Raw genomic sequence first — 22,397 nt, forward strand, 5'->3', positions numbered from 1 at the left:
CGGCTCGTCCCCTGAGAATCCTCCCGCGAACGGCTCCGTGATCGCAACGTTGTTGCCGTGCAACGGTTCTGGCAGGATCTCCGGGCTCCCCGGAACCCTGGAGGAACCGTGCCCGCCCCCGCCCGGGAAACCCCCGGAACCCCCGACGTGCTCGCCGCCGAGCAGCGCCACCTCGACCGCGCCCGCGCCGAGCTGACCCGCATGCGCGAGCACGCCCTGTCCCTCACCGCCGACGGCGGCGACCCGCTCGCCGACGCCGCCCTCGCGCTCGCCCTGCACCGGCGCGCCGCGAGCCTCGTGGACGACCCGTCCACCGCCCTGTTCTTCGGCCGCACCGACCACGACTCCGGCGAGGTGCTGCACATCGGCCGCCGCCACGTCACCGACACCGCCGGCGACCCCGTCGTCGTGGACTGGCGCGCCGACGTCTCCCGCGGGTTCTACCGGGCCAGCCGCGCCGAGCGCGGCGACGTCCGGTTGCGCCGCCGCTTCGGCGTCGAGCACGGCCGCCTCACCGCCCACGAGGACGAGCACCTCACCGACCCGGTGCCCGGCGAGGACGAGCGCGCCTCCGCGATCCTCGCCCGCGAGATCGAGCGCCCCCGCTCAGGCCCCATGCGCGACATCGTCGCCACCATCCAGCCCGAGCAGGACGCCCTCGTGCGCGCCGACGCGTCCACCACCGTGTGCGTGCAGGGCGCCCCCGGCACCGGCAAGACCGCCGTCGGCCTGCACCGCGCGGCGTGGCTGCTGTACGCGCACCGCGAGCGCCTCACCCGCCAGGGCGTCCTCGTCGTCGGCCCCAACGCCGCGTTCCTGCAGCACATCGGCGCGGTCCTGCCCGCCCTGGGGGAGGTGCGGGTCGAGCAGCGCACCGTCGCCGGCCTCGTCACCGCCCCCGGCGGCGGCCGGAAGGACGTGGCCGTGCGCGCCGCCGAACCCGCCGCGGTGGCCGCCCTCAAGGGCGACGCCCGCATGGCCGAGGTCGTCCGCCGCGCCGTCTGGTCCGCCGTGGGCGACCCGACGCAGGTCCTCGACGGCGGCGCGTTCGTCCTGCCGCGCGGCTCGCGCCGCTGGCGGGTCCCCGGGTACCGGGTGCGCGAGCTGCTCGACGACCTCGCCGGCCGCGGCATCCGCTACGAGGCCGCCCGCGCCCTGCTGCCGCAGCGCCTCGCCCACGCCGTCCTGCAGCTCTTCGAGGCCGCCGGCGACTCCCCCGACGACGCCGTGCAGGACGCCGTGGCCCGCAGCACCGACGTCAAGCGCGCCGTGAACCGGCTGCTGCCCGCGCAGGACGCGACGAAGGTCCTGCACCGGCTGCTGTCCGACGCGGAGTTCCTCACCGCCTGCTCCGGCGGCGTCCTCGACGGCACCGAACGGGCCCTGCTGCTGTGGGCGAAGCCCCCGCGCAGCGCCGGCACCGCCAGGTGGACCGACGCCGACGCCGTCCTGGTCGACGAGATCGCCGACCAGCTCACCCGCACCCCCTCGCGCGCCCACGTCGTCCTCGACGAGGCGCAGGACCTCTCACCCATGCAGCTGCGCGCCGTCGGGCGGCGCTGCTCCACCGGCGCCGCCACCGTCCTCGGCGACATCGCCCAGGGCACCACCCCCTGGTCGGCGCGCTCGTGGCCCGAGGTGCTCGAGCACCTGGGCAAGCCCGGCGGCCACGTCGAGGTCCTCGACCGCGGGTTCCGCGTCCCCTCCGCCGTCATCGACTACGCCGCCCGGCTGCTGCCGGCCATCGCCCCCGAGCTGACCGTGCCGCGCTCGGTGCGCCCCGACCCCGGCCGCCTCGACGTCCTCGCCGTCGACGGCGACGCGCTCGCCGCGGCCGTCGCCGTCGTCGCGGACCTGCTGCGCGAGGAGGGCTCGATCGGCCTCGTCGTCGCCGACGCCACCACCGGCGCCGCGGCGGCCGCCCTCGCCGCCGCCGGCGTGCCCGCCACCCGCCTCGACGAGGCCGCCACCGGCGACGAGCTGCCCGAGCGGGTCTCCCTCGTGCCCGCCACCCTCGTCAAGGGCCTCGAGTTCGACCGGGTCGTCGTGCTCGAACCCGCCGACGTCGTCGCCGGCGAACCCGACGAGCGCACCGGCCTGCGCCGGCTGTACGTGGCGCTCACCCGCGCCGTCTCCGCGCTCGCCGTCGTGCACGCCCTGCCCCTGCCCGCGCAGCTGCGCCGCGCCGTAGGCTCGCCGGCATGAGCGAGGTCCCCTCCGTCACCGCCGCCGACGTCCCCGCCGACGCCACGATCCTCGACGTCCGCGAGGACGACGAGTGGGTCGCCGGGCACGCCGACGGCGCCCTGCACATCCCCATGGGCGAGGTGCCGCAGCGCCTCGGCGAGCTGCCCGAGGGCGAGCTGCACGTCGTGTGCCGCGCCGGCGGCCGCTCCCTCCGGGTGGCGCAGTGGCTCTCCCAGAACGGCTACGAGGTGGTCAACGTCGACGGCGGCATGGGCGCGTGGGCGGACGCCGGCCGCCCCATGGTCTCCGAGTCGGGGGGCGAGCCCTTCGTGCGCTGATCCTCGCGGGGGCGGGGTTCTCCCGGTCGGGTTCTCGGCCGGGTGGCGGGGTGCCCCGACGTCCGGAGCTCGCGCCCACGTCGTGACGTGACGCGCGCTGGGACGGCGGCGCGAGCGGAGAGCCGGCCGCAGCACCACCGACGGCCCACCAGGGCGACCACCGCGCAGTCGACCGGACCACCGGGGCGCACGGCCGGGAGACGCTCAGGACACCTTCGCCGCGCGACCGGCGTACCCCTCCACGGTGAGCATCGGGGGCCGTTCGCTGACGTCCAGCACGTGCGTGACGGGGGCGTAGTGCCCGTACCCGTCCCGGGCGAACTGGGTGATCGCCGGGCGGTCGCCGGTGGCGCCCAGGGCGCGCTCGTGCACGACGTGGGAGATCTGCGCGGCCATCCGCCCCAGCGCGGCGGTGTCCTGGTGGCTGTGCCTGCGGCGGCCCAGGTCGACCTGGGCGATGGCCCCGAGGCCGCGCAGGCGCAGCGCGTCGATGAGCATCGCGATCTCCACGCCGTACCCGCCGCCGAACGGCACCGCCTCCAGCAGCCGGCGCCGGCCCGCGTACTCCCCGGCCAGCGGCTGCACCACCCCGGTCAGCTCGGGGAAGTACCGGGCCAGCAGCGGGCGGGCGACCAGCTCGGTGACGCGGCCGCCGGAGGAGTCGCCGGACCCCTGCAGGGGCCGGTCGTAGCAGCCCTTGACGAGCTCGACGGACGGGTCGGCCAGCAGCGGCCCCAGCAGGCCGGTGACGAGCTGCGGCTGCGGGTCCACCAGGTCGGCGTCGACGAACACGACGACGTCGCCGGAGGTCACGGCGAGCGACTTCCACAGCACCTCGCCCTTGCCGGGGCGCGAGCCGACCTCCGGCAGCACGTCGTCGCGGTGGTGCACGACGGCGCCGGCAGCTTCGGCGGCCTCGGCGGTGCCGTCGGTGGAGCCGGAGTCCATGACGACGACCTCGTCGACCAGGCCGGTCTCCTCCGCCAGGCGGCGCACCATGCGCACGACCCCGCCCACGGTGGGCTCCTCGTCCAGCGCCGGCAGCACCACGCTGACGCGGGTGCGGCCCTTGTCGGCGCGCAGCCGGGACACGGGCCAGTCCCGCGCCCGGGACGTCGACCGGTCGAACCACGCCTGCACGGGCAGCTTCACGCGTCACCTCCTGGTCGGGGCGTGCTCGATCACCGTCGCACGCCGCGGGGCGGCCGTGACAGGTGCGCGGGCCGGAGTTCACACGCGCGCAACACGGCACGGTCCCGGCGGGTCGCTGCTGGGCCGGGAGGGTGATCGGGAGCACCCTGGAGGGGGAACCGCGGCGGCGCAGGTTTGGTCGCCGGGCGGCTCGGGTACCTACGGTGCCGTCAGGTGGCGGCTGGGTCAGGAGGACGGATGCCGACGGGTGTTGGCCCGGTGCCGGCGACGCACTGGTCGTCGTTCGAGCACGACGCGGCGTCTGTCCCCAGGGCCAGGCGCGCCGTCCGCTGCGTGCTGGACGGGGCGGGTCTCGACGCGGAGGCCACGGCGGAGATCGAGATCGTCGTCTCGGAGATCGTGGGCAACTCGGTGCGCCACGCGCGCCCGCTGGGCGACGGCGGCATCCACGTGCGGTGCCTGATCACGTGCGACGACGGTGCGCACGTGGAGATCGCCGTGACCGACGGCGGCGCACCCGGGCGGGTGGTGAGCGCCCGCTCGGTGGACGACGGGTCGACCTCCGGGCGGGGCCTGCGCATCGTGGAGGGCCTGGCCGACGAGTGGGGGGTCGTGGAGAACCTCGACGACTTCAGCCGCACGGTGTGGGCGTCGTTCGGCGGGCCCACCCGTCTGCACCCGCACTGAGCACCCCACCCGGCCGGTCACGGAACGGCAGACGCTGATCGCTCAGCGCGATAAACTGGGCGGCGGAGCTGGAGACGACCGGCGCTGCTGACCGGGGGAGGGCGAGTGGACCGCTCTCCGGTCACCGCTGTCGACGCCCCCCCGCACCGCCCCCACCTCGACGTCGCGGACCTGCGGCTGCTGGAGCGCACGACCACCCGCCTCGCCGCCGCGCTCACCGTGCGCGACGCGGTCGACGCCGTCCTGGCCACCGTGCGGGAGGCGCTGGACGCCTCCACCTGCGGCGTCTTCCTCCTCGACGACGACGGCACCGCCCTCGTGCCCGCCGGTGGCGACCTCGCCGGCCCCCGCCCGGCGGGGCGAGCCCCCCACCTGCCGCTGACCGCCTCCGCCCCCAGCGCGCAGGCCGCCCGCACCCGCGCCCCGGTGCTGCTGCGCTCACCCGGCGAGCTCGCCGCCCGCTTCGACGACCCCCTCAACGAGCGCCTCGTCGCCGCCGGGGAACGGTCCTGGGCGGTGCTGCCGATGCTCACCGAGGCGGGGCTGATCGGCGTCCTGCGGGTGGGCCTGCCCCGGGAGGGCTCCCTGGACGAGGTGCAGCAGCTGCTGGCCGCCACCCTCGCCGGGCAGTGCGCCTGCGCCGTGGAGCGGGCGCGCCTGTTCGACGCCGCCCGCGACGCCGCCCGCGACGCCCGGCGCGCCGAGCAGCGCTACCGCACCCTCGCCGAGGCCGGGCGCCTCGACGTGTTCACCGCCGCCCCCGGGCGCGGCCTCACCAGCGACCTGCCCGGCTGGCGGGCCCTCACCGGCCGCGACGGCGACCTCCTCGGCGGCGGCTGGACCGCGGACGTGCACCCGGCGGACCTGCCGGGCCTGCTCACCGAGGCCGCCACCGCCGTGCGCGCGGGCCGCGCCGCCACCGCCCGCCTGCGCGTGCGCACCCCCGCCGGCTGGCGCTGGCTGGCCGTCACCGCGCAGCCGGTGCCCGTGGACCCGGACGACCCGACCGGCCCCGTCCTGGAGTGGGTCGGCGCCGTCGAGGACGTCGACGAACGGGTCCGCGCCCGCCGGCGCACCCGCGCCCTGCAGGGCCTGACCGCGGCCCTGTCCACGGCCACCACCCGCGCCGGCGTCGTCGACGCCGCCCTGCGCGCCTGCCTGCAGCTGCCCGGCACCACCCGCGCCAGCCTGACGCTGCTCGAGGAGGAGCGCGGCCCGCGCGGCGCCGTGGCCGTGCACCGCCTGCGGCGCGACGGCCGGCGCGAGCACCTGGTGCGCGGCGACCGCACCGCCGCCGAGCTGCTGCGCGACGTCGAGGCGTGCGCCGCCGCCGGCGGCTGGTACGTCGCCGGCACCGCCGGCGCCGCGGCCCTGCCCGCCTGGACGCGCCCGGTCTACCTGGAGGCGCTCGCCGAAGGGGACGCGGCCTGGGCCGTGCTGCCCCTGGTCACCCCGCGCCGCCACCTCGGCGGCCTCGTCATCGGGTCCAGCGAGGACTGCGGCACCTGTGCCGCCTGCGCCGGCGGCGCCGCTGTCCTCGACGACGAGGAGCGCTGCTTCCTGCTGGCCCTGGCCGGGCAGGTCGCCGGCGCCCTGGACCGGGTGGAGCTGCTGGAGCGCGAGCGCGGCACCGCCCGCGTGCTGCAGGAGGCCCTCAAGCCCGGCCCCCTGGTGCGCGTGCCGTGGCTGCTCGCCCACCGGTCCACCTCGACCAGCGCCGGCGTGGACGTCGGCGGGGACTGGGCCGAGCTCGTCGCCGTCGGGGGCGACCGCGTCGCCGTGGTCCTCGGCGACGTCATGGGCAGGGGGGCGCGGGCCGCGACCGTCATGGGTGAGGTGCGCGCGCAGGTGCGGGCCCTGGCCCTCGTGGACCCGCACCCGGCCGCCGTGCTGCGCGGGCTGGACGCGTGCGCGGCCGCCACCGGTGCGGACGACCTCGTGACCCTGGCCTACGTGCTGCTCTCGCGCGACGGCACCGCGCTCGCCGCCTCCGCCGGGCACCCCCCGCCGCTGCTGCTCGCCGGCGGCACCGCCCGCTACCTGGACGTGCCGGCCGGGCCACCCGTGGGGGCGTTGCTGGACGGCGCCGGGGCGCGGGCCCGCGACGGCGTGCTGGAGCTGCGGCTGGGACCGGGGGAGGAGCTGGTGCTGTTCTCCGACGGCCTGGTGGAGACGCGCGACCGCCCCCTGGACGAGGGGATGGCCGCGGCCCGGCAGCAGGTCGCCGGCTGCGGCGGCGCGCCCCTCGCCGAGCTCGTCGACGACCTGGTGCGCGCCCTGACGAGCGGAGAGCCCGGCGACGACGACCTGACCGTCCTCGCGGTGCGCCGCACCGGCGCCGGCGTGCTCTAGCCTCGCCAGCGTGCCGCCGTCGCAGCCGTCCCCGACGCCGCCCGCGCAGCCGGGCCCCGCGCCGTCGCCCACCGTGGCCGTCGTGGTCCCCGCCAAGGACGAGGCCGAGCGGATCGCCGCCACCGTGACCGCGCTGCGCGCGCTGCCCGTGACCGACCTCGTCGTCGTCGTCGACGACGGCTCCTCCGACGGCACCGCCCGGCTGGCGCGCGAGGCCGGGGCCGTCGTCGTCGCCCACGAGCGCAACCGCGGCAAGGCCGCGGCGATGACCACCGGTGCCCGTGCCGTCGCCGCCCACGAGGCCGCGAACCCGCGGCCCGGCACCGGCCCGCGGCCGCTGCTGTTCGTCGACGCGGACCTGGCGGAGACCGCGGCGGCCACCGCGCCGCTGACGGTGCCGGTCCTGGCCGGTGAGGCGGACATGACGATCGCGGTCCTGCCGCAGCAGGCCACCGCCGGCGGCGGGCGCGGCCTCGTCGTGGGGCTGGCGCGCCGCGGCACGCTGGCGGCCGCCGGCTGGTCGCCGCAGCAGCCGCTGTCGGGGATGCGCTGCCTGACCCGTGCGGCGTTCGAGGCGGCCCAGCCGCTGGCGCGCGGGTGGGGCGTGGAGACGGCCCTGACGATCGACCTGCTGCGCGCGGGCCTGCGGGTGGTGGAGGTGCCGTGCGAGCTGCACCACCGGGTCACCGGCACCGACCTGCGCGCGCAGCTGCACCGCGCGGCGCAGTACCGGGACGTGGCGCGGGCCCTGCTGCGCCGGGGCGCGGCCGGTGCGCTGCTGCCCGCCCGCCGCTCCGGTGCCTGAGGCGCCCCGGCGCCCGTCCGCCGCCGCGGTGGCCGGGGTGTCGTGCCTGCCCGCCGCGGCGGGCGGTGCCACGGCGCTCGCCCTGCTGTGCTGGCTGGCCGTGGCCGTGGCCGGGCCCTCGGCGGCGGTGCCCGGGCTGGGGCCCGGCGTGCTGCCGGTGGACCTGGGGCTGCGGCCGTCGTCCGCGCTGGTCAGCGCCCTGCTGGCGGTCTCGGTGCTCGCCGGTGGCGTCGCGGTGCTCACAGGCCTGACCGCCGTGGCGCGGGGGTGGCGGCCGCGGCGCCTGCTGCTGCTGGCGGCCACCGGCGCCGTCGCGACGGCCCTGGTGCCGCCGGTGGGTTCGGCCGACCACCTCAGCTACGCCGCGTACGGGCGCATCGCGGCGCTGGGCGCCGACCCGTACGCCGAGCCGCCGGACGCCTTCGCGGGCGGCGCGGACCCGGTCGCCTCGGCGGTGCGCGACCCGTGGCGCTCCACGACGTCGGTGTACGGGCCGGTGGGCACGGCCGTGCACGCCCTGACGTCCCTGGTGGGCGGGGAGTCGGTGCGCGCCACCGTGTGGTGCTGGCAGCTGGTGCTGCTGGTGGCGTGGGCGGCGGTGGCCGCCGGCCTGCACGTCGCGCTGCGCGGGCAGCCGGCGCTGCGGGCGCGCGCGCACGTGCTGTGGACGGCGAACCCGCTGCTGCTGACCGTCGGCCTGGGCGGTGCGCACGCGGACGTGCTGGCGGGTGCGGGGGCGGTGGGCGTGCTGCTGCTGGCGCCGCGGTACCCGTTCGCGGCGGGCGCGGCGCTGGCCGTGGCGGTCGGCACGAAGCTGCCGTACGGGGCGGTGGGCGCCGGGGTGCTGGTGGCGTGGTGGGCCGCGCGCCGCACCGGCGGCCCGGGCACGGGCTGGCTGCTGCGGGGGCTGACCGGTGCGCTGGTGCTGCTGGTGCCCGCCCACCTGTGGGCGGGCGCGCACGCCTACGACCAGGCCCGCACCGCCAGCCGGTACGTGTCGCTGGCGACCGTGTGGCGGCCGCTGGTGGACGCCGGCGTGCCGCGCTCGGTGCTGCTGCCGGGCACGCTGGCGCTCATGGCGGTGGTGGCGGTGCTGTGGTGGCCGCTGCTGGTGGGGCGGGCCCGGTCGCTGCCGTTCAGCCCCGGTCGCTGGCGCCGGTGCGCGGCGGGCGTGACCGCCGTGCTGGCGCTGGGCTACCTGCTGGCCGCGCCGTACGAGCTGCCCTGGTACGACCTGCTGCTGTGGGGGCCGCTGGCGCTGGCGGCCGCCGCGCCCGCCGGGGTGGCCGGCGGGTGGCTGGAGCGCGTGGTGGCGGTGCGGCTGACGCTGCTGGCGCTGGCGTACGTGCCGGGGCTGGTGGACGGCATGTCCCCGGCCGTGGAGGCGGTGACGCTGGGGTACCGGCGCGAGGTGGGCCCGTGGGTGGCGTGGTCGGCGCTGCTGACGGCGCTGGCGCTGGGAGTGGCGCTGCGGCGGTGGGCCGCGGCCGGTGCGCGCGCGGCGTGAGCCGGCCCCGGGTGCGACGATGGGCCACGCCATGGCCACCACCCCCGCCCCGTCCCCGCTCGCCGGCGAGTCCGAGGAGCTGCTGGAGACCTCCGCGCGCTCCCGCCTGACCGACCGGCTGCCCGCCCCCGGCAGCGCCGCCGCCGACGACCCCGACGCCGTGTTCGAGGCGTTCGCCGGGTGGGTGTCCGACGGCGGCATCGAGCTGTACCCGGCGCAGCAGGAGGCCCTCATCGAGGTGGTCTCCGGCTCCAACGTCGTCCTGGCCACCCCCACCGGCTCCGGCAAGTCGCTGGTGGCCGCGGGCGCGCACGCCGCCGCCCTGACCGCCGGGATCCGCTCCTTCTACACGGCGCCGCTGAAGGCGCTGGTGAGCGAGAAGTTCTTCGCGCTGGTGGAGACGTTCGGCGCGGAGAACGTCGGGATGATGACCGGCGACGCCTCCGTCAACGCGGGCGCGCCGATCGTGTGCTGCACCGCGGAGGTGCTGGCGAACGTGGCGCTGCGCTCGGGCGCGTTCGCCGACATCGGCCAGGTCGTCATGGACGAGTTCCACTTCTACGCCGACCCGGACCGCGGCTGGGCGTGGCAGGTGCCGCTGATCGAGCTGCCGCAGGCGCAGTTCCTGCTGATGTCCGCCACCCTCGGCGACGTCGGCTGGCTGCGCGAGGACCTCACCCGCCGCACCGGCCGGGCCACCGCCGTCGTCACGTCCGTGGAGCGGCCCGTGCCGCTGCACTACTCGTGGGCGACGACGCCGCTGCAGGAGACGGTGGAGGAGCTGCTGGCCACCGACCGCGCACCGGTGTACGTGGTGCACGCCACCCAGGCCGCCGCGGTGGAGCAGGCGCAGGCCCTCACCAGCGCGAAGGTCGCCACCCGCGAGCAGCGCGACGCGATCGCCGAGGCGATCGGCGGCTTCCGCTTCGCCTCCGGCTTCGGCAAGGTCCTCTCCCGCCTGCTGCGCATGGGCGTGGGCGTGCACCACGCCGGCATGCTGCCGAAGTACCGCCGCCTGGTGGAGACGCTCGCCCAGGCGGGGCTGCTGAAGGTCATCTGCGGCACCGACACCCTCGGCGTCGGCATCAACGTGCCCATCCGCACGGTGCTGTTCGCGGGGCTGACGAAGTTCGACGGCCGCCGCACCCGCCACCACCGGGCGCGCGAGTTCCACCAGATCGCCGGCCGGGCCGGGCGCGCCGGGTTCGACACCGCCGGCACCGTCGTGGTGCAGGCGCCGGAGCACGAGGTGGAGAACGCCCGCCGCGTCGCGAAGGCCGGCGACGACCCGAAGAAGCTGAAGAAGGTGCAGCGGGTCAAGGCGCCCGAGGGTTTCGTGTCCTGGTCGCAGGCGACGATGGACAAGCTGGTCGCGGCCGAGCCGGAGCAGCTCACCTCCCACTTCAAGGTCACCACCTCCATGCTGCTGAACGTCCTGCAGCGCCCCGGGAACCCGGTGGAGGCGATGCGCCACCTGCTGCTGGACAACCACGAGCCGCGCAAGCGGCAGCTGCAGCACGTGCGCCGCGCGGTGGAGCTGTTCCGCGCGCTGCTGGACGCCGGCGTCGTGGAGAAGCTGCCCGAGCCGCTGGCCGACGGCCGGCAGGTGCGCCTGGTCGGTGACCTGCAGCTGGACTTCGCGCTGAACCAGCCGCTGTCGCCGTTCGCGCTCGCCGTGGTCGACGACCTGCTGGAGAAGGACTCGCCCACCTACGCCCTCGACGTGGTCACCGCCATCGAGTCCACCCTGGACGACCCGATGAAGGTGCTGCTGGCGCAGCAGTCCAAGGCCAAGGGCGAGGCCGTGGCCCGCATGAAGGCCGACGGGCTGGAGTACGAGGAGCGGATGGCGCAGCTGGAGGACGTCACCTGGCCGAAGCCGCTGGAGGAGACGCTGCGCGCGGCGTACGAGACGTACCGGGCCGGCAACCCGTGGGTGGCCGACCACGAGCTGCGCCCGAAGTCGGTGGTGCGCGACATGTTCGAGCGGGCCATGACGTTCGGGGACTTCGTCGCGTTCTACCAGCTGGCCCGCTCCGAGGGCCTGGTGCTGCGCTACCTCAGCGACGCCTACAAGGCGCTGCGGCAGACGGTGCCGGAGGACGCCCGCACCGAGGAGGTCACCGACGTCGTCGAGTGGCTCGGCGAGGTGGTGCGCCAGACCGACTCCAGCCTGCTGGCGGAGTGGGAGAAGCTGCGCGCCGGCGACGACGTGGACGTCGCGGCCGCCACGGCGCCCACCGAGGACGAGGCGCCACCGGTCACCGCGAACGCGCGCGCGTTCCGGGTGCTGGTGCGCAACGCCGTGTTCCGGTTCGTGGAGCTGGCGGCGCTGGACCGCCCCGAGGCGCTGGCGCGGCTCGACGGTTCCCCCGACGAGGACACCTGGGCCGACCAGCTCGACGCCTACTACGCCGAGCACGACTCCATCGGCGCCGGCCCGGACGCGCGCGGACCGCACCTGCTGCAGGTCGACGACGGTTCCGGCCCGCACGCGAAGGGCTCCCCGCGCCGCTGGTACGTGCGCCAGGTGCTGGACGACCCCGCCGGGGACCGCGACTGGGCGGTCGTGGCGGAGGTGGACCTGGACGCCTCCGACGAGGCGGGCGCGGCGGTGCTGCAGGTGGCGGGGCTGCTGCGGATGTGAACCGCCGGTCCCGGGCGTGCCGGGTCGTCCCCGTCGCACGGCGAGCGGTCTGCGCTCACCCGGCGCTCTCGCGGCCGCGTCCGGTACCGGGCCCGCTGTCGCCCCCGTCCGCCGGGACGACACGGGAGGACGTGCGCCCCCGGCGCGCCACCTGCCGCGGCACCGTCCCCGTCGGCACCGTCCCCGTCGGCACCGTCCCCGTCGGCACCGTCCCCGTCGGGACCGTCGCGCCCGGGCCCGCACGGCGCGCGGTGGTCCCGGGTCGCGCGGCCGCACGCGCTGCCAGCACGCCGCCCAGCAGGACGACGGCGATCGAGCCCACCGCCCACCGCAGCCCGACCACGCCGGCGGCCGCGCCGATGAGGGGGGGCCCGACCACGTTGGCCAGCGACGACAGCGACGTCACCGCGGCGATGCGCTGCGGTGCGTCGGGGGAGCCCGCGACGAGCGAGATCGCCACGGGCACCGACAGGGCCGCTCCCAGGCCCCAGGCCGCTGCACCGACCCAGCACACCCACAGGGCGGGGGCCGTGCCGAACGCGGCCACCCCCGCGGCCGAGACCAGGCCCGAGCCGACCAGCGCGGCCCGCGGGCCGACGCGGTCGACCACCCGGCCACCGGCCAGGCGGCCCAGCGTCTGCGCGCACAGGAAGAGGGAGACGGCCGTGGCCGCCGTGCCCTCGGTCACGGGGAAGGAGCCGACCAGGGTGGGGGTGACCCAGTTGTTGGCAGCGCCCTCGGACAGCGCGGTGGCGAAGACGACGACCCCGAGCAGCAGGACCTGCGGCTCGAGCCACACCCCGGTGCGCGGCGCCGCCCTCCCGGTGCCCCGGGCGGGTGGCGGCCCCGCGTCGGGGTCGCGGCGCAGCAGCACGGACACCGCACCCCGCACGAGGACCGCCAGGACCGCGAGGGCGGCGAACTGGGCGCCGGGCTGGACCCCGGCACCGGCGGCCGCGCCGCCGGCGGCCGCGCCCACCGCCGCGGACAGGGAGTAGACCGCGTGGAACTGCGGCAGGACGGTGCGCCCGACCCGCCGTTCGGCCCGGGCGCCCAGCAGGCTCTGCGGCACGTTCGTCGCGGCGAACGCGGCGCCGTGGACCACGTTGGCCGCCACCAGGGCGGTGCCGCTGCCGACGTGCACGGACACGGCGAGCGCCGTGTAGGCGACGGCGAAACCCGCCGTCGCGAGGAGGTAGACCCTGCCCGGGCCCGTGCGGGCCACCCAGCGACCGACCAGGGGGACGGTCGCCACCGTCCCCACGGCACCGGCCGTGAGGAACACCCCCAGGCCGTCCGCGCCCAGGCCGGTGGCGTCGCCGACGGCCGGCAGCCGGACGCTCCACGCCGACAGGCAGAAGCCGTTCACGGCGTAGGCGACCAGCACCAGGCCGCGCAGGAACCAGGGTGAGCGGGCGGGCACGCTCACACCCGCACGTCGGTCCACGTCGTGCGCGAGCCGGGTCAGGAGACCGGGGCGCCGGCCAGGGCCAGGGCGCCCTCGACCGGTGCGGTGGTCAGCACGCGCAGGGACAGTTCCGGGCAGCGCGCGCGCAGCTCCTCACGGACCTGCTGCTGCAGCACGGGCTGGGCGGTGAGGACGCCGCCCGCACCGACGACGACGGAACCCGTGGCGCCCCGGTGCCGCAGCGCGGCCACGTTGCCGGCGAGCACCTGCGCCGCGCGCTCGACGACGGCGCGGGCCACGGTGGATCCCGCGTCCAGCGCCTCGAACACCAGCGGGGCGTGCCGCCCCCAGGCGTAGGCGGCTTCGGCGGACACCGACAGCGCCAGGGTCGGCAGGTCGGGGGCGCCGTAGGCGGCGGTGAGCAGGGCGACAGCGGGGTCGGTGGCGGCCGCGTCCGGTCCCCGCGTGTCGGCGAGCCTGAGGGCGGCCCGCACCGTCTCGCGCACCAGCGCGGGCGCGCTGCCGTCGTCGGCGAGGACGGCGCCGTACCCGTCGGCCGTCACGACCGTCCCGGTGGAGTCGCGACCCCGGACGACCGCGCCCGTCCCGACGATGAGCTGCAGGCACGGCCGCACACCGGCGGCCGGGCCGAGGAGCTCGGCGTCGTTGACGACGTCGACGGTGCCGGGCAGCAGCCGGGAGAGCCCGGCGGTGGCCGCGCGGCGCTGCTCCTCGGTGTCCACCCCGTGCACGCCGAGGACGACGTGCGTGCCGCCGGCCGGGGGCGCCGCGGGGCTCGCGTGCGCACCGGCGACCGCGAGGACCGTCGAGGCCAGGCGGGCGAGGTTGTCCGGGTCGGAGAAGAGGGAGCCGCGGCGCCAGTCGGCGGAGGGGGCCACGACGTCGCGCCGCGCGGTGCCCGGGGCGAGGACGGCGACGTGGGTCTTCGTGCCGCCCACGTCGACGCCGATCAGGGTCCGGCCGCCCGGTGAACCCCGGCGGGGGCTCGGCGGGGCCGCGGTCAGGGTGCGGTCGTCAAGCAAGGTAGACGGAGCCTTTCGTGCGACGGGCCAGCAGTCCCCCCACGCCCAGCAGCGGCGCGTCGTCACCGAGGTGACCGGCGGCGATGCGCGGCGGGAAGGGGATGCGGCCGGTGAGACGACGGTCGATGGCGCGAGCCACGTCCTCGATGTGCTCGGGGGCGAGCCCCGACAGGACGACCACCTCGGGGTCGAAGACGGTGGCCAGGGCCGAGACCGACAGGGCCAGGTAGTCCAGGAGCTCCTCGGCCAGCTCCCCGGCGTGCGTGTCGCCGCCGGCGACCGCGTCGAGGAGCCCGGCGGCGCCGGCGGCGCGCCGGTCCCCCCGGTGCCGGGCCGCGGCGTCGCCGATGCGCGACTCGAGGTCGCCCTGCTGGGCGAAGACGCGCCCGAAGGCGTCGCGGCCGGTGAGCAGGTACCCGATCTCGCCGGCGCCCGCCCGGGCGCCGCGCACCAGCTGCCCCCCGCACACCAGCCCGGCGCCGACGCCGACGCCGAGCACCACGGCGACCAGGCTGTCCGTGCCGGCCCCCGCGCCCTGCGACCACTCGCCCAGCGCGATGGCGTTCGCGTTGTTCTCCACCAGGGCCGGCAGCCCGAAGCGGTGCTCGAGGAGGGGGCCCACCGCGAGGCGCTGCCAGCCCAGCTCGTCCGACTGCAGCACCCGCCCCTCCCCGTCCACGATGCCGGGGACGGAGAGGGCCGTGCCGAGGACGACGAGCTGCTGGGTCGCCGCGTGCTCGACCAGGTCGCCCACGAGCTGCAGGACCGCCTCGAGGCCCGCGTCGGCGCCGGCGTGCCGCGGCCCCGCCCGGCGGGCGACGACCGAGCCGTCCACGCTGACGAGCAGGCCGCGGGTGCCCGTGCTCGTCACCTCGGCCGCCACCACCACGCGCCGGTCGTCGGCGGAGCGGAACAGCGTCGACGGACGCCCGCCGCGGGACTTCTCGACGCCGGCCCGCTCGATGAGGCCCTCGGCGAGCAGGGCGCTGCACAGGCGGTCGACCGTCGCCGGGCTGAGGCCCGTGCGCACGCGCAGGCCGCTGCGGGAGAGGGGGCCGTGCTGTCGGAGCGTGTCCACGACGGCCGTGCGGTTGATGTCGGTGACGACGCGGGTCGTCGCGGTCCGGGTCGCCGACCTGCTCGCCACGCCATTCACCGCCTCGTCGGCCCGGACTTCTCCATCAGTGCGAGATGGAACCACGGATCAATCCCGCTTTCAAGGGCGGTGATCTCGAGGCTGGATCACGCTGCCCCTCGTTAAATCCTTGTGACGTAAGTCGATCCGCCCGGCCGGGCTCTTGACCGCTTTTCGATCGCACTGATAGCAAAGCTCTCGCAAGAGTCCGCAAAGACGCGACCGATGTCGGCCCTCGAACGGCTGCTCCCCTCGGCCGGCGTCCCCACAACCAGTCAGCCCGGTGCACGCCGGGCCACCGAGAGGTCAGGCCACCGTGAACCTTCGCCGCAGCCCCCGCCGTCGCGACGTCCTCGCCGCCGGCGCTGCCACCCTCGCCCTGCCCACCGCCCTGAGCGCCTGCGGTGGCGGGAGCGCCAGCGGGTCCGGCGGTGAGATCCAGTTCCTGCTGTCCGGTGACGCCAACCAGGGCGGCGGGTACCAGGCCATGGCCGACCGCTACGCGGAGGAGACGGGTGTCAGCGTGCGCATCGTCGACGTCCCCTACGAGGACCTCGTCACCCGGCTGCGCAGCGCCGCCCAGGCCGACGACCTGCCGGCCCTCGCGCGCGCCAGCGCCGTCGACCCGCTCTGGAAGGACGCGCTGCTCGACCTCAGCGACATCGCGACCTCCTACGACGTGCTGCCGTCGCTGGTGGTGCGCAACGAGGACGACGAGGTGCGGGCCCTGCCCAGCGACCTCACGGCCGTCGGGTTGTTCCTCAACGAGTCGCTGTTCGACCAGGCCGGCGTCACCTACCCGGGCGCCGGCGACCAGCCCTGGACCTGGGACGAGTTCGTCGCGGCCCTGCGCCAGGTCAAGGCGGCGACGGGCGCCCGCTACGGCATGGTCATGGACGCCTCCTCGCACCGGCTGCGGTCGTTCCTCTACCAGTTCGGCTCCCAGGGCGTGCAGCAGCAGCCGGACGGGTCCTGGGCCCTGGACGAGGCCGGTGCGGACGCGCTGGAGTACTTCAAGAGCCTCAACGACGACGACGTGATGCCGAAGTCGGTGTGGGTCTCCGGCGACGACCCGTCCGCGCTGTTCAAGAGCGGGCAGGTCGCCGCCTACTACTCCGGGGTCTGGCAGGTCACCGACTTCGCCGCCAACATCACCGACTTCGAGTGGACGACGGCGCTGATGCCGGCGCAGCCCACCCGGGCGACCAACATCGGCACCAACTGGATCGTCGCCTTCGACGGCTCCGGTGTCGAGCAGGAGGCCCTGGACTTCCTGGACTGGCTGTACACGCCGGAGAACTACGCCGAGCTGTCGAGGATCTCGGGCTTCCTGCCCGCGGAGGAGGGCGTGGACGTCGAGTACACCTCCAACGAGGAGGCGTTCGCGATGTTCAACGCCGAGATCGCGGCCTCCGACCCGATCGCCGGGGACCAGGCCACGAGCGCGCTCGAGATGAGCTACCGGGACATCATCATCGACTCCGACCCGCTCAAGGAGGAGACGCTGAAGTACGTGGCCGGTGAGCAGGACCTGCAGACGACGGTCACGAACATCGGGGAGCTGACGACCGCGGGTTACGGCGCATGACCGCGGTGACCGACCGGGGCGCCGGGTCGCAGTCGGCCAGGCGTCGCCGAGGGTCCCCGCGGCGTCCCCGGACGTCGGGGCGCTACACCCTGCCCGCCCTGGTGCTCACGGTGACCGCGGCCGTCCTGTTCCTGCTGTTCTTCGTGTGGCCCGGCGCGCTGGGGCTGATCTACTCGTTCACCGACTACCGGGGCATCGGCAGCCTCCGCTTCGCCGGGCTGGAGAACTACTCGCAACTGCTGGGCGACGACGAGTTCTGGGGTGCGCTCCTGCGCACGGTGACCTACGTCGTCATCTCCGTCCCGGTCGTCTACGTGGTCTCCCTGGGCATCGCGGCGCTCCTCACCAGCCCGGGTGCGAAGGGGAAGACGGCGGCCAAGCTCGTCTTCTTCCTGCCGTGGCTCATCTCGCCGATCGTCGCCGGCGTCACCTGGCGCTGGCTGTTCGGGGAGAACTTCGGCTTCGTCAACTACGCGCTGGGCCTGGTGGGCATCGGAGAGGTGCCCTGGACCTCCAACGCCGACCTGTCGCTGGCCGTGGTCGTCATCGCGTCCGCCTGGGGCGGTACGGCCTTCAACATGCTGCTCTTCATCGCGGCCATCCGGAACGTTCCGGTCTCCTACCACGAGGCCGCGGCGCTCGACGGGGCGAACGCCTGGCAGCGATTCCGCCACATCACCCTGCCGGGGATCGCCCCGACGTCCTTCATGGTCGTGCTGCTGAGCACGATCTCCATGATGAAGGAGTTCGCGATGGTCCAGGCCCTCAACGGCGGCGGGCCGGGCACGTCCAACCGGTTCATCGTCCAGTACATCTACGAGACCGGCTTCAACCGTGCCCAGGTCGGGTACGCCAGCGCCGTCTCCATCGTGCTGATGATCATCTTGCTGGTCATCGCCTTCGTGCAGACCCGTGTGGAACGGAAGGCCAACAGTGACTTCTGACACGAGCGCCCCGACCGGGTCCGCCGCGGCAGCGGCGGGCGCCGCCGCCCCGGGGCCGACCGTGCCGCCGCCCGCCGTCCCGGCCCCCCCGCGTCCCAGGTACGGGCGCAGGGCGCTCCGGGTGGCTCAGTCCCTGTCCAGCACGGTCGTGCTGTGGGTGCTGGCCGCGTTGTTCATCTTCCCCGTCCTGTGGCTCGTCCTGAGCTCCCTCAAGCCCGGTGGGGAGCTGTTCCGCTACCCCCTGACGATCCTCCCGGACACCTGGACCTTCGACGGGTACGCCCGCGCCTGGGAGCGCGTCGACTTCGCCCTGTACTTCCGCAACACCGCGGTCGTCGCGACCGTGACGACCGTCCTGACGGTCCTGGTCAGCGCCGCCACCGGGTACGCGCTGGCCAAGTACAGGGCGAGGTGGCTGAGCGTGCTGTTCATGTGCATCCTCGCCACGACGATGCTGCCGACCGAGGTCATCCTCAGCCCGACCTTCGTCGTGATCCGCGACCTCGGCCTCTACGACCAGCTGGCGGGCATCATCATCCCGTCGATCCTCACCGCCACCGGTGTCTTCATGTTCCGCCAGTTCTTCCGCACGGTGCCCGACGAGCTCATCGAGGCGGCCCGGATCGACGGGGCGCGGGAACTGTCCATCTTCTTCCGCATCATGCTGCCGCTGGCCAAGCCCATCGCCATCACCCTGGCGATCTTCAGCTTCCAGTGGCGCTGGAACGACTACATCTGGCCGCTGCTGGTGCTCGGCGACCCGGACAAGTTCACGCTGCAGGTGGCGCTGCGCTCGCTCATCGGCGCGGAGAACATCGACTGGACGGTCCTGCTGCCGGCGTCGGTCATCTCCATCCTGCCGCTCCTCGCGCTGTTCCTGGTGACCCAGCGCTACATCCTCAGCTCCGACCTGAACTCCGGCCTCAAGGACTGACGTGGACCTCGCCCTGCCCGCCGACCCCGCCCGGCACGTCGACCGCCCCCGGCCGGTCGACGGCGTCGACCACGAGCACCTCGCCCGCCTGGTGCGCGGGAGCCGTGCCCAGGCGGACGCGCTGCTGGCCGCGCCGGCGGCGACCGTCCCCGCGGCCCTGCCGCACCGGGAGACGATGCGGCGGGTCAGGACCCTGGTCCTGGCCGACGCCACCTCGGGCGAGGGGGGACCCGCCGCCTCGGCGGCGCAGGCCCTCGCCGGCGCCCTGCTGGACCACCTGGACGCCCTGCAGGGGCCGACGGGGCTGTTCGACGGGACGAACCTGGTGTCCCCGCCGGACAGCGCCTTCACGCTCAACGACGTCTGCCTGGTGCTGGAGGTCGTCGACCGCACCGGCACCGGTGACCGGTGGGGCTGGGCGCGCCAGCGGCTCCTCACGATCGCCGAGCGCGCCGCCGACGGGCTGCGCACCGGGGGCGTCCACACCCCGAACCACCGGTGGGAGCTCGCCAGCGCCCTGGCCGGGCTCCACCACGTCCTGGGGGACGAGCGCCTCGCGGCGCGCGTGGACGAGTGGCTCGCCGAGGGCGTGGACGTCGACGCCGACGGGTTCTACTCCGAACGCAGCGCGATCTACGCCTCGGTCGTCACGAACCCCTCCCTGCTCACGATCGCGCGCCTGCTGGACCGGCCGCACCTCCTCGAACCGGTCCGCGCCCACCTGCGCACCCTGCCCGCCCTCGTCGACGACGACGGCGAGGTCGTCACCGTCCACTCCCGGCGGCAGGACCAGCGGGAGGTGTTCCACGTCGAGTCGTACCTCAGCCAGCTGCGCCGCTTCGCCGTGACGGACGGCGACGGGCGGCTGGCGCGCCTGGCCCTGCTCGCCGCGGCGGGCGAGCTGCCCGACCCGGCGCGCCACCTCGCCGAGGCGGTCGTGGACCCCGTGGTCGCCCAGCGGCTGCCGCCGGCGGTGGACGCCCCCGACGGCACCACCGCGTGGCCGACGGTCGGGCTGGTGCGGCACCGCGCCGGTGCCGTCGTCAGCACCGTCTTCGCCGGCGCGGACACCCGCGACGTCGGCAGGGTCGCCTCCGGCCTGTCGAACTCCGCGACCGTGCTGCAGGTCCGCGCCGGTGGGGCGCGGTTGCGCGCCCTGCGGATCTCGCCCTCGTTCTTCGACACCGGCGCGCTGCGCCCCCGCGTCGAGCGCACCGGCCCCGGCCACCTCGTGCTGCGCGAGGACCGCGCCAGCGGCTACTACCAGCCGCTGCCCGCCGAGCACCGCCGCCCCGGCGGCGACTACCCCTTGACCGACGAGGGGCGCTTCTTCGCCCGGATGGGCTTCGGCGCACGGCCCTTCGACCCCGTCGAGCTGAGCGTGCGGCTGGACGTGGACCTGGACGACGACGGTGCCCGGGTCCAGCTGGTGGCGGACGGGCCGCGCACCCGGGTGGCGGTGGAACTGGTGCTGGGCGACGGGCAGCTCACCGGCACCGAGGCGCACCCCGACGAGCCCGGCACCCGCTGGCTGCGCGGGTCCACGGCGACGCTGCACCACGGCGACGAGGCGCTGGAGCTGCACGTGGAGGGGCACGACGACCACGTGCCCCCGCGCTTCGAGGACGGCGAGTTCTTCACCTACGTCCACGGCGAGGACCGGGTGCCGGGGCAGCGCGTCCTGCTGTCCGCCTGGAGCGACAGCGTGGTGCGGATCCGCGTGCGGGCCCTGGCGCCGTGACCGCGACGGTGGCGCGGTTCGTCCACGACCAGCCCGCGGTCGCGCGGGACGTGCTGGCCCGGGTGGCACCGGCCGCCGCGGCGGCCCTGAGCGGTGCCACCCCCGTGGACCGGGTGCTGCTCGTCGGCTCCGGCACCTCCCACCACGCCTCCCGCGTCGCGCTCGCCGACTTCGCGGCCGGGCGGTGCGCGCACGCTCTCGTCCCTTCCGACGCCGCGACCGAGCTGGAGCGGTGGGTCCTCGACGGTGCCCGGCCCGGCCTGCTCGTCGTCGGCGTCTCGCAGTCCGGCCGCAGCACGGCCACGCTCGACGTCCTGCGGCGGGCACGGGCCGCGGGAGCGCGCACGCTCCTCGTCACGGGTGGGCCCGCCGAGCGGGACGAGGCCGCCGACGCCGTGCTGGACGTGGGCTGCGGACCCGAACCCGTGGGCGCGAAGACGAAGGGGTTCACCGCCACCGTGCTCGCGCTCGTCGTGCTCGGGCGGCTCCTCGCGCGCACCGGCACCGGCCGCGGGGGCACCGTGCCCCTCCCCGGCACCCGCGCGTTCGACGACCTGGACCGCGTGCCCGGCGCCGTCGAGGACGTGCTGCGCCGCTCCGGCCCCCTGGAGGGCCTGCTCGCCGGATCCGCGCCCACGGCGGTGCACGTCGTCAGCTGGGGCCCGTGGCGCGCCGTGGCCGACGAGGGGGCGCTGAAGCTGCTCGAGACGTCGCTGCTGCCCGTCGAGTCGTGGGACGTCGAGGAGTTCCTGCACGGACCCCACCGCCGGCTCGGCCCGGGCAGCCTGCTGGTGGTCGTCGGCGACCGGACCCGCTGGGGCACCCGCGCCGACGCGCTCGCCGGGTTCGTGCGGTCGCTGGGCGGGAAGGTGCTCGACGTCCGCAGCGGCGGCCAGGACCGCGCCGGGCCCGGTCACGTCACCCTCGCGCTGCCGGCGGCGCCCACCCCCGCCGTCGCCGACGTCCTGCCCGCGGTCGTCCCCCTGCAGCTGCTCGCCCTGGCGCTGACGGCCGCGTGCGGGCGCAGCGCCGAGGACGACCCCTTCCCCGACTTCCACCGCCTGCTCGGCAGCAAGACCCCGAGCACCGCCACCGGTCCCGGTGGCGCGCCCCACCGCCCAGGAGGAGCACCGTGAGGATCCGCGTCCTGCAGACCACCGCGCAGATCGGTGAGGCCGCCGCCGACCTCGTCGTCGAGGCGCTGCGCTCGCGGCGCGACCCCCTGCTCGGTGTCGCCACCGGCTCGTCCCCCGAACCGGTCTACGCCGCGCTCGCCGCTCGCGCCGCCGCGGGGCTCGACCTCGGCGACGTCGACGTCGTCGCCCTGGACGAGTACGTCGGCCTGCCGCCGGGGCACCCGGAGAGCTACCGCGCCGTGGTGCGGCGCAGCGTCGTCGAGCCGCTGGGCATCGACCCGTCGCGGGTGCGGGTGCCGCACGTGGACGCGTCCGGTTCGGGGGCCGGTTTCGAGGCCTCCCTCGCCGAGCGCGGCGGTGCGGACGTCCAGCTGCTCGGCATCGGGCACAACGGCCACCTCGCCTTCAACGAACCGGGCTCCCCCCTCGACTCGCGCACCCGCGAGGTCACCCTGACGGGACGCACGCGGCACGCCAACGCCCGGTTCTTCGGCGGGGACCCCGCCGCCGTGCCGGCGCGCGCGGTCACGCAGGGCCTGGCCACCGTCCTCTCCGCGCACCGGCTGGTGCTCGTCGCCACCGGTGCCGCCAAGGCGGCCGCCGTGGCCGCGGCGCTGCAGGGCCCGGTGAGCACCGCCTGCCCCGCGTCGGTGCTGCAGTCGCACCAGGACGTCACCGTGCTGCTCGACCCGGCGGCGGCCGCTGACCTGGAGCACGTCGGCGACTCCCCGAGGGAGCCGGGCGACCTGCTGACCGCCGGGACCGGCTGAGCCCCCTCCCACCTCGCCCCCGG

17 protein-coding genes are annotated in these 22,397 nt (G+C 76.3%); 13 read left to right on the forward strand and 4 right to left on the reverse strand.

Features of this window, described 5'->3' with window-relative positions:
• The first annotated feature begins 108 nt into the window (after positions 1-108).
• Positions 109-2,205, forward strand: coding sequence for an AAA family ATPase (locus MN205_RS00195; RefSeq protein ID WP_242123125.1), 2,097 nt, complete (start codon positions 109-111; stop codon positions 2,203-2,205).
• Positions 2,202-2,525 (forward strand): rhodanese-like domain-containing protein, encoded by a 324-nt coding sequence (locus MN205_RS00200; protein WP_242123126.1) that lies wholly within the window; start codon positions 2,202-2,204, stop codon positions 2,523-2,525. The genes MN205_RS00195 and MN205_RS00200 overlap by 4 nt, the downstream gene beginning before the upstream one ends.
• A gap of 204 nt (positions 2,526-2,729) precedes the next feature.
• Here MN205_RS00200 and MN205_RS00205 read toward each other — a convergent pair whose 3' ends face one another.
• Positions 2,730-3,677 carry a glucosyl-3-phosphoglycerate synthase gene (locus MN205_RS00205; protein ID WP_242123129.1) on the reverse strand — a complete coding sequence of 316 codons (948 nt, stop codon included), beginning with the start codon at positions 3,675-3,677 and terminating at the stop codon, positions 2,730-2,732.
• Between the two features lie 237 nt (positions 3,678-3,914).
• Between MN205_RS00205 and MN205_RS00210 the strand changes: the two genes are divergently transcribed.
• The 5 genes from MN205_RS00210 (at position 3,915) to MN205_RS00230 (ending at position 11,675) form a co-directional block, all read left to right on the forward strand.
• A complete protein-coding gene (locus tag MN205_RS00210) occupies positions 3,915-4,364 on the forward strand; it encodes an ATP-binding protein (RefSeq protein WP_242123131.1) in 450 nt (149 codons plus the stop codon).
• Positions 4,365-4,469: 105 nt separating this feature from the next.
• Complete coding sequence (locus tag MN205_RS00215) at positions 4,470-6,716, forward strand: SpoIIE family protein phosphatase (protein WP_242123132.1); 2,247 nt, start codon at positions 4,470-4,472, stop codon at positions 6,714-6,716.
• A gap of 10 nt (positions 6,717-6,726) precedes the next feature.
• Positions 6,727-7,521 (forward strand): glycosyltransferase, encoded by a 795-nt coding sequence (locus MN205_RS00220; RefSeq protein ID WP_242123135.1) that lies wholly within the window; start codon positions 6,727-6,729, stop codon positions 7,519-7,521.
• Positions 7,514-9,028 (forward strand): hypothetical protein, encoded by a 1,515-nt coding sequence (locus MN205_RS00225; protein WP_242123136.1) that lies wholly within the window; start codon positions 7,514-7,516, stop codon positions 9,026-9,028. The genes MN205_RS00220 and MN205_RS00225 overlap by 8 nt, the downstream gene beginning before the upstream one ends.
• A 31-nt stretch (positions 9,029-9,059) precedes the next feature.
• Positions 9,060-11,675, forward strand: coding sequence for an RNA helicase (locus MN205_RS00230; RefSeq protein ID WP_242123138.1), 2,616 nt, complete (start codon positions 9,060-9,062; stop codon positions 11,673-11,675).
• A gap of 55 nt (positions 11,676-11,730) precedes the next feature.
• On the opposite strand, the gene MN205_RS21325 is transcribed toward MN205_RS00230, so the two are convergent.
• From MN205_RS21325 to MN205_RS00245, 3 genes are all read right to left on the reverse strand, one after another.
• On the reverse strand, positions 11,731-13,104 hold the full coding sequence (locus tag MN205_RS21325) for an MFS transporter (RefSeq protein WP_242123140.1): 1,374 nt from the start codon (positions 13,102-13,104) through the stop codon (positions 11,731-11,733).
• A gap of 35 nt (positions 13,105-13,139) precedes the next feature.
• Positions 13,140-14,042: a BadF/BadG/BcrA/BcrD ATPase family protein gene (locus MN205_RS00240; RefSeq protein ID WP_242123142.1), complete on the reverse strand. Its 903-nt coding sequence runs from the start codon at positions 14,040-14,042 to the stop codon at positions 13,140-13,142.
• A gap of 76 nt (positions 14,043-14,118) precedes the next feature.
• Positions 14,119-15,273: an ROK family transcriptional regulator gene (locus tag MN205_RS00245; RefSeq protein WP_242123144.1), complete on the reverse strand. Its 1,155-nt coding sequence runs from the start codon at positions 15,271-15,273 to the stop codon at positions 14,119-14,121.
• Positions 15,274-15,577: 304 nt separating this feature from the next.
• Here MN205_RS00245 and MN205_RS00250 point away from each other — a divergent pair, with 304 nt between their 5' ends.
• The 6 genes from MN205_RS00250 (at position 15,578) to MN205_RS00275 (ending at position 22,374) form a co-directional block, all read left to right on the forward strand.
• Complete coding sequence (locus MN205_RS00250; RefSeq protein WP_242123145.1) at positions 15,578-16,849, forward strand: extracellular solute-binding protein; 1,272 nt, start codon at positions 15,578-15,580, stop codon at positions 16,847-16,849.
• Entirely contained in the window at positions 16,846-17,793 is a 948-nt protein-coding gene (locus MN205_RS00255) for a carbohydrate ABC transporter permease (protein WP_305037135.1), read from the forward strand. The genes MN205_RS00250 and MN205_RS00255 overlap by 4 nt, the downstream gene beginning before the upstream one ends.
• Before the next feature lie 121 nt (positions 17,794-17,914).
• Positions 17,915-18,727, forward strand: coding sequence for a carbohydrate ABC transporter permease (locus MN205_RS00260; protein ID WP_242123149.1), 813 nt, complete (start codon positions 17,915-17,917; stop codon positions 18,725-18,727).
• Between the two features lies 1 nt (position 18,728).
• Positions 18,729-20,468 carry a hypothetical protein gene (locus tag MN205_RS00265; protein WP_242123150.1) on the forward strand — a complete coding sequence of 580 codons (1,740 nt, stop codon included), beginning with the start codon at positions 18,729-18,731 and terminating at the stop codon, positions 20,466-20,468.
• On the forward strand, positions 20,465-21,604 hold the full coding sequence (locus tag MN205_RS00270; protein ID WP_242123152.1) for an SIS domain-containing protein: 1,140 nt from the start codon (positions 20,465-20,467) through the stop codon (positions 21,602-21,604). The genes MN205_RS00265 and MN205_RS00270 overlap by 4 nt, the downstream gene beginning before the upstream one ends.
• Positions 21,601-22,374 carry a glucosamine-6-phosphate deaminase gene (locus MN205_RS00275; RefSeq protein ID WP_242123155.1) on the forward strand — a complete coding sequence of 258 codons (774 nt, stop codon included), beginning with the start codon at positions 21,601-21,603 and terminating at the stop codon, positions 22,372-22,374. The genes MN205_RS00270 and MN205_RS00275 overlap by 4 nt, the downstream gene beginning before the upstream one ends.
• Positions 22,375-22,397 lie beyond the last annotated feature (23 nt).

The organism is Kineococcus sp. TRM81007 (genome assembly GCF_022669155.1).
Lineage (GTDB): Bacteria > Actinomycetota > Actinomycetes > Actinomycetales > Kineococcaceae > Kineococcus.

Coding starts and splice junctions, on each gene's coding strand:
- MN205_RS00200 (WP_242123126.1), top strand. CDS start 2,202: ATGAGCGAGGTCCCCTCCGTCACCGCCGCCGACGTCCCCGCCGACGCC.
- MN205_RS00210 (WP_242123131.1), top strand. CDS start 3,915: ATGCCGACGGGTGTTGGCCCGGTGCCGGCGACGCACTGGTCGTCGTTC.
- MN205_RS00230 (WP_242123138.1), top strand. CDS start 9,060: ATGGCCACCACCCCCGCCCCGTCCCCGCTCGCCGGCGAGTCCGAGGAG.
- MN205_RS00255 (WP_305037135.1), top strand. CDS start 16,846: ATGACCGCGGTGACCGACCGGGGCGCCGGGTCGCAGTCGGCCAGGCGT.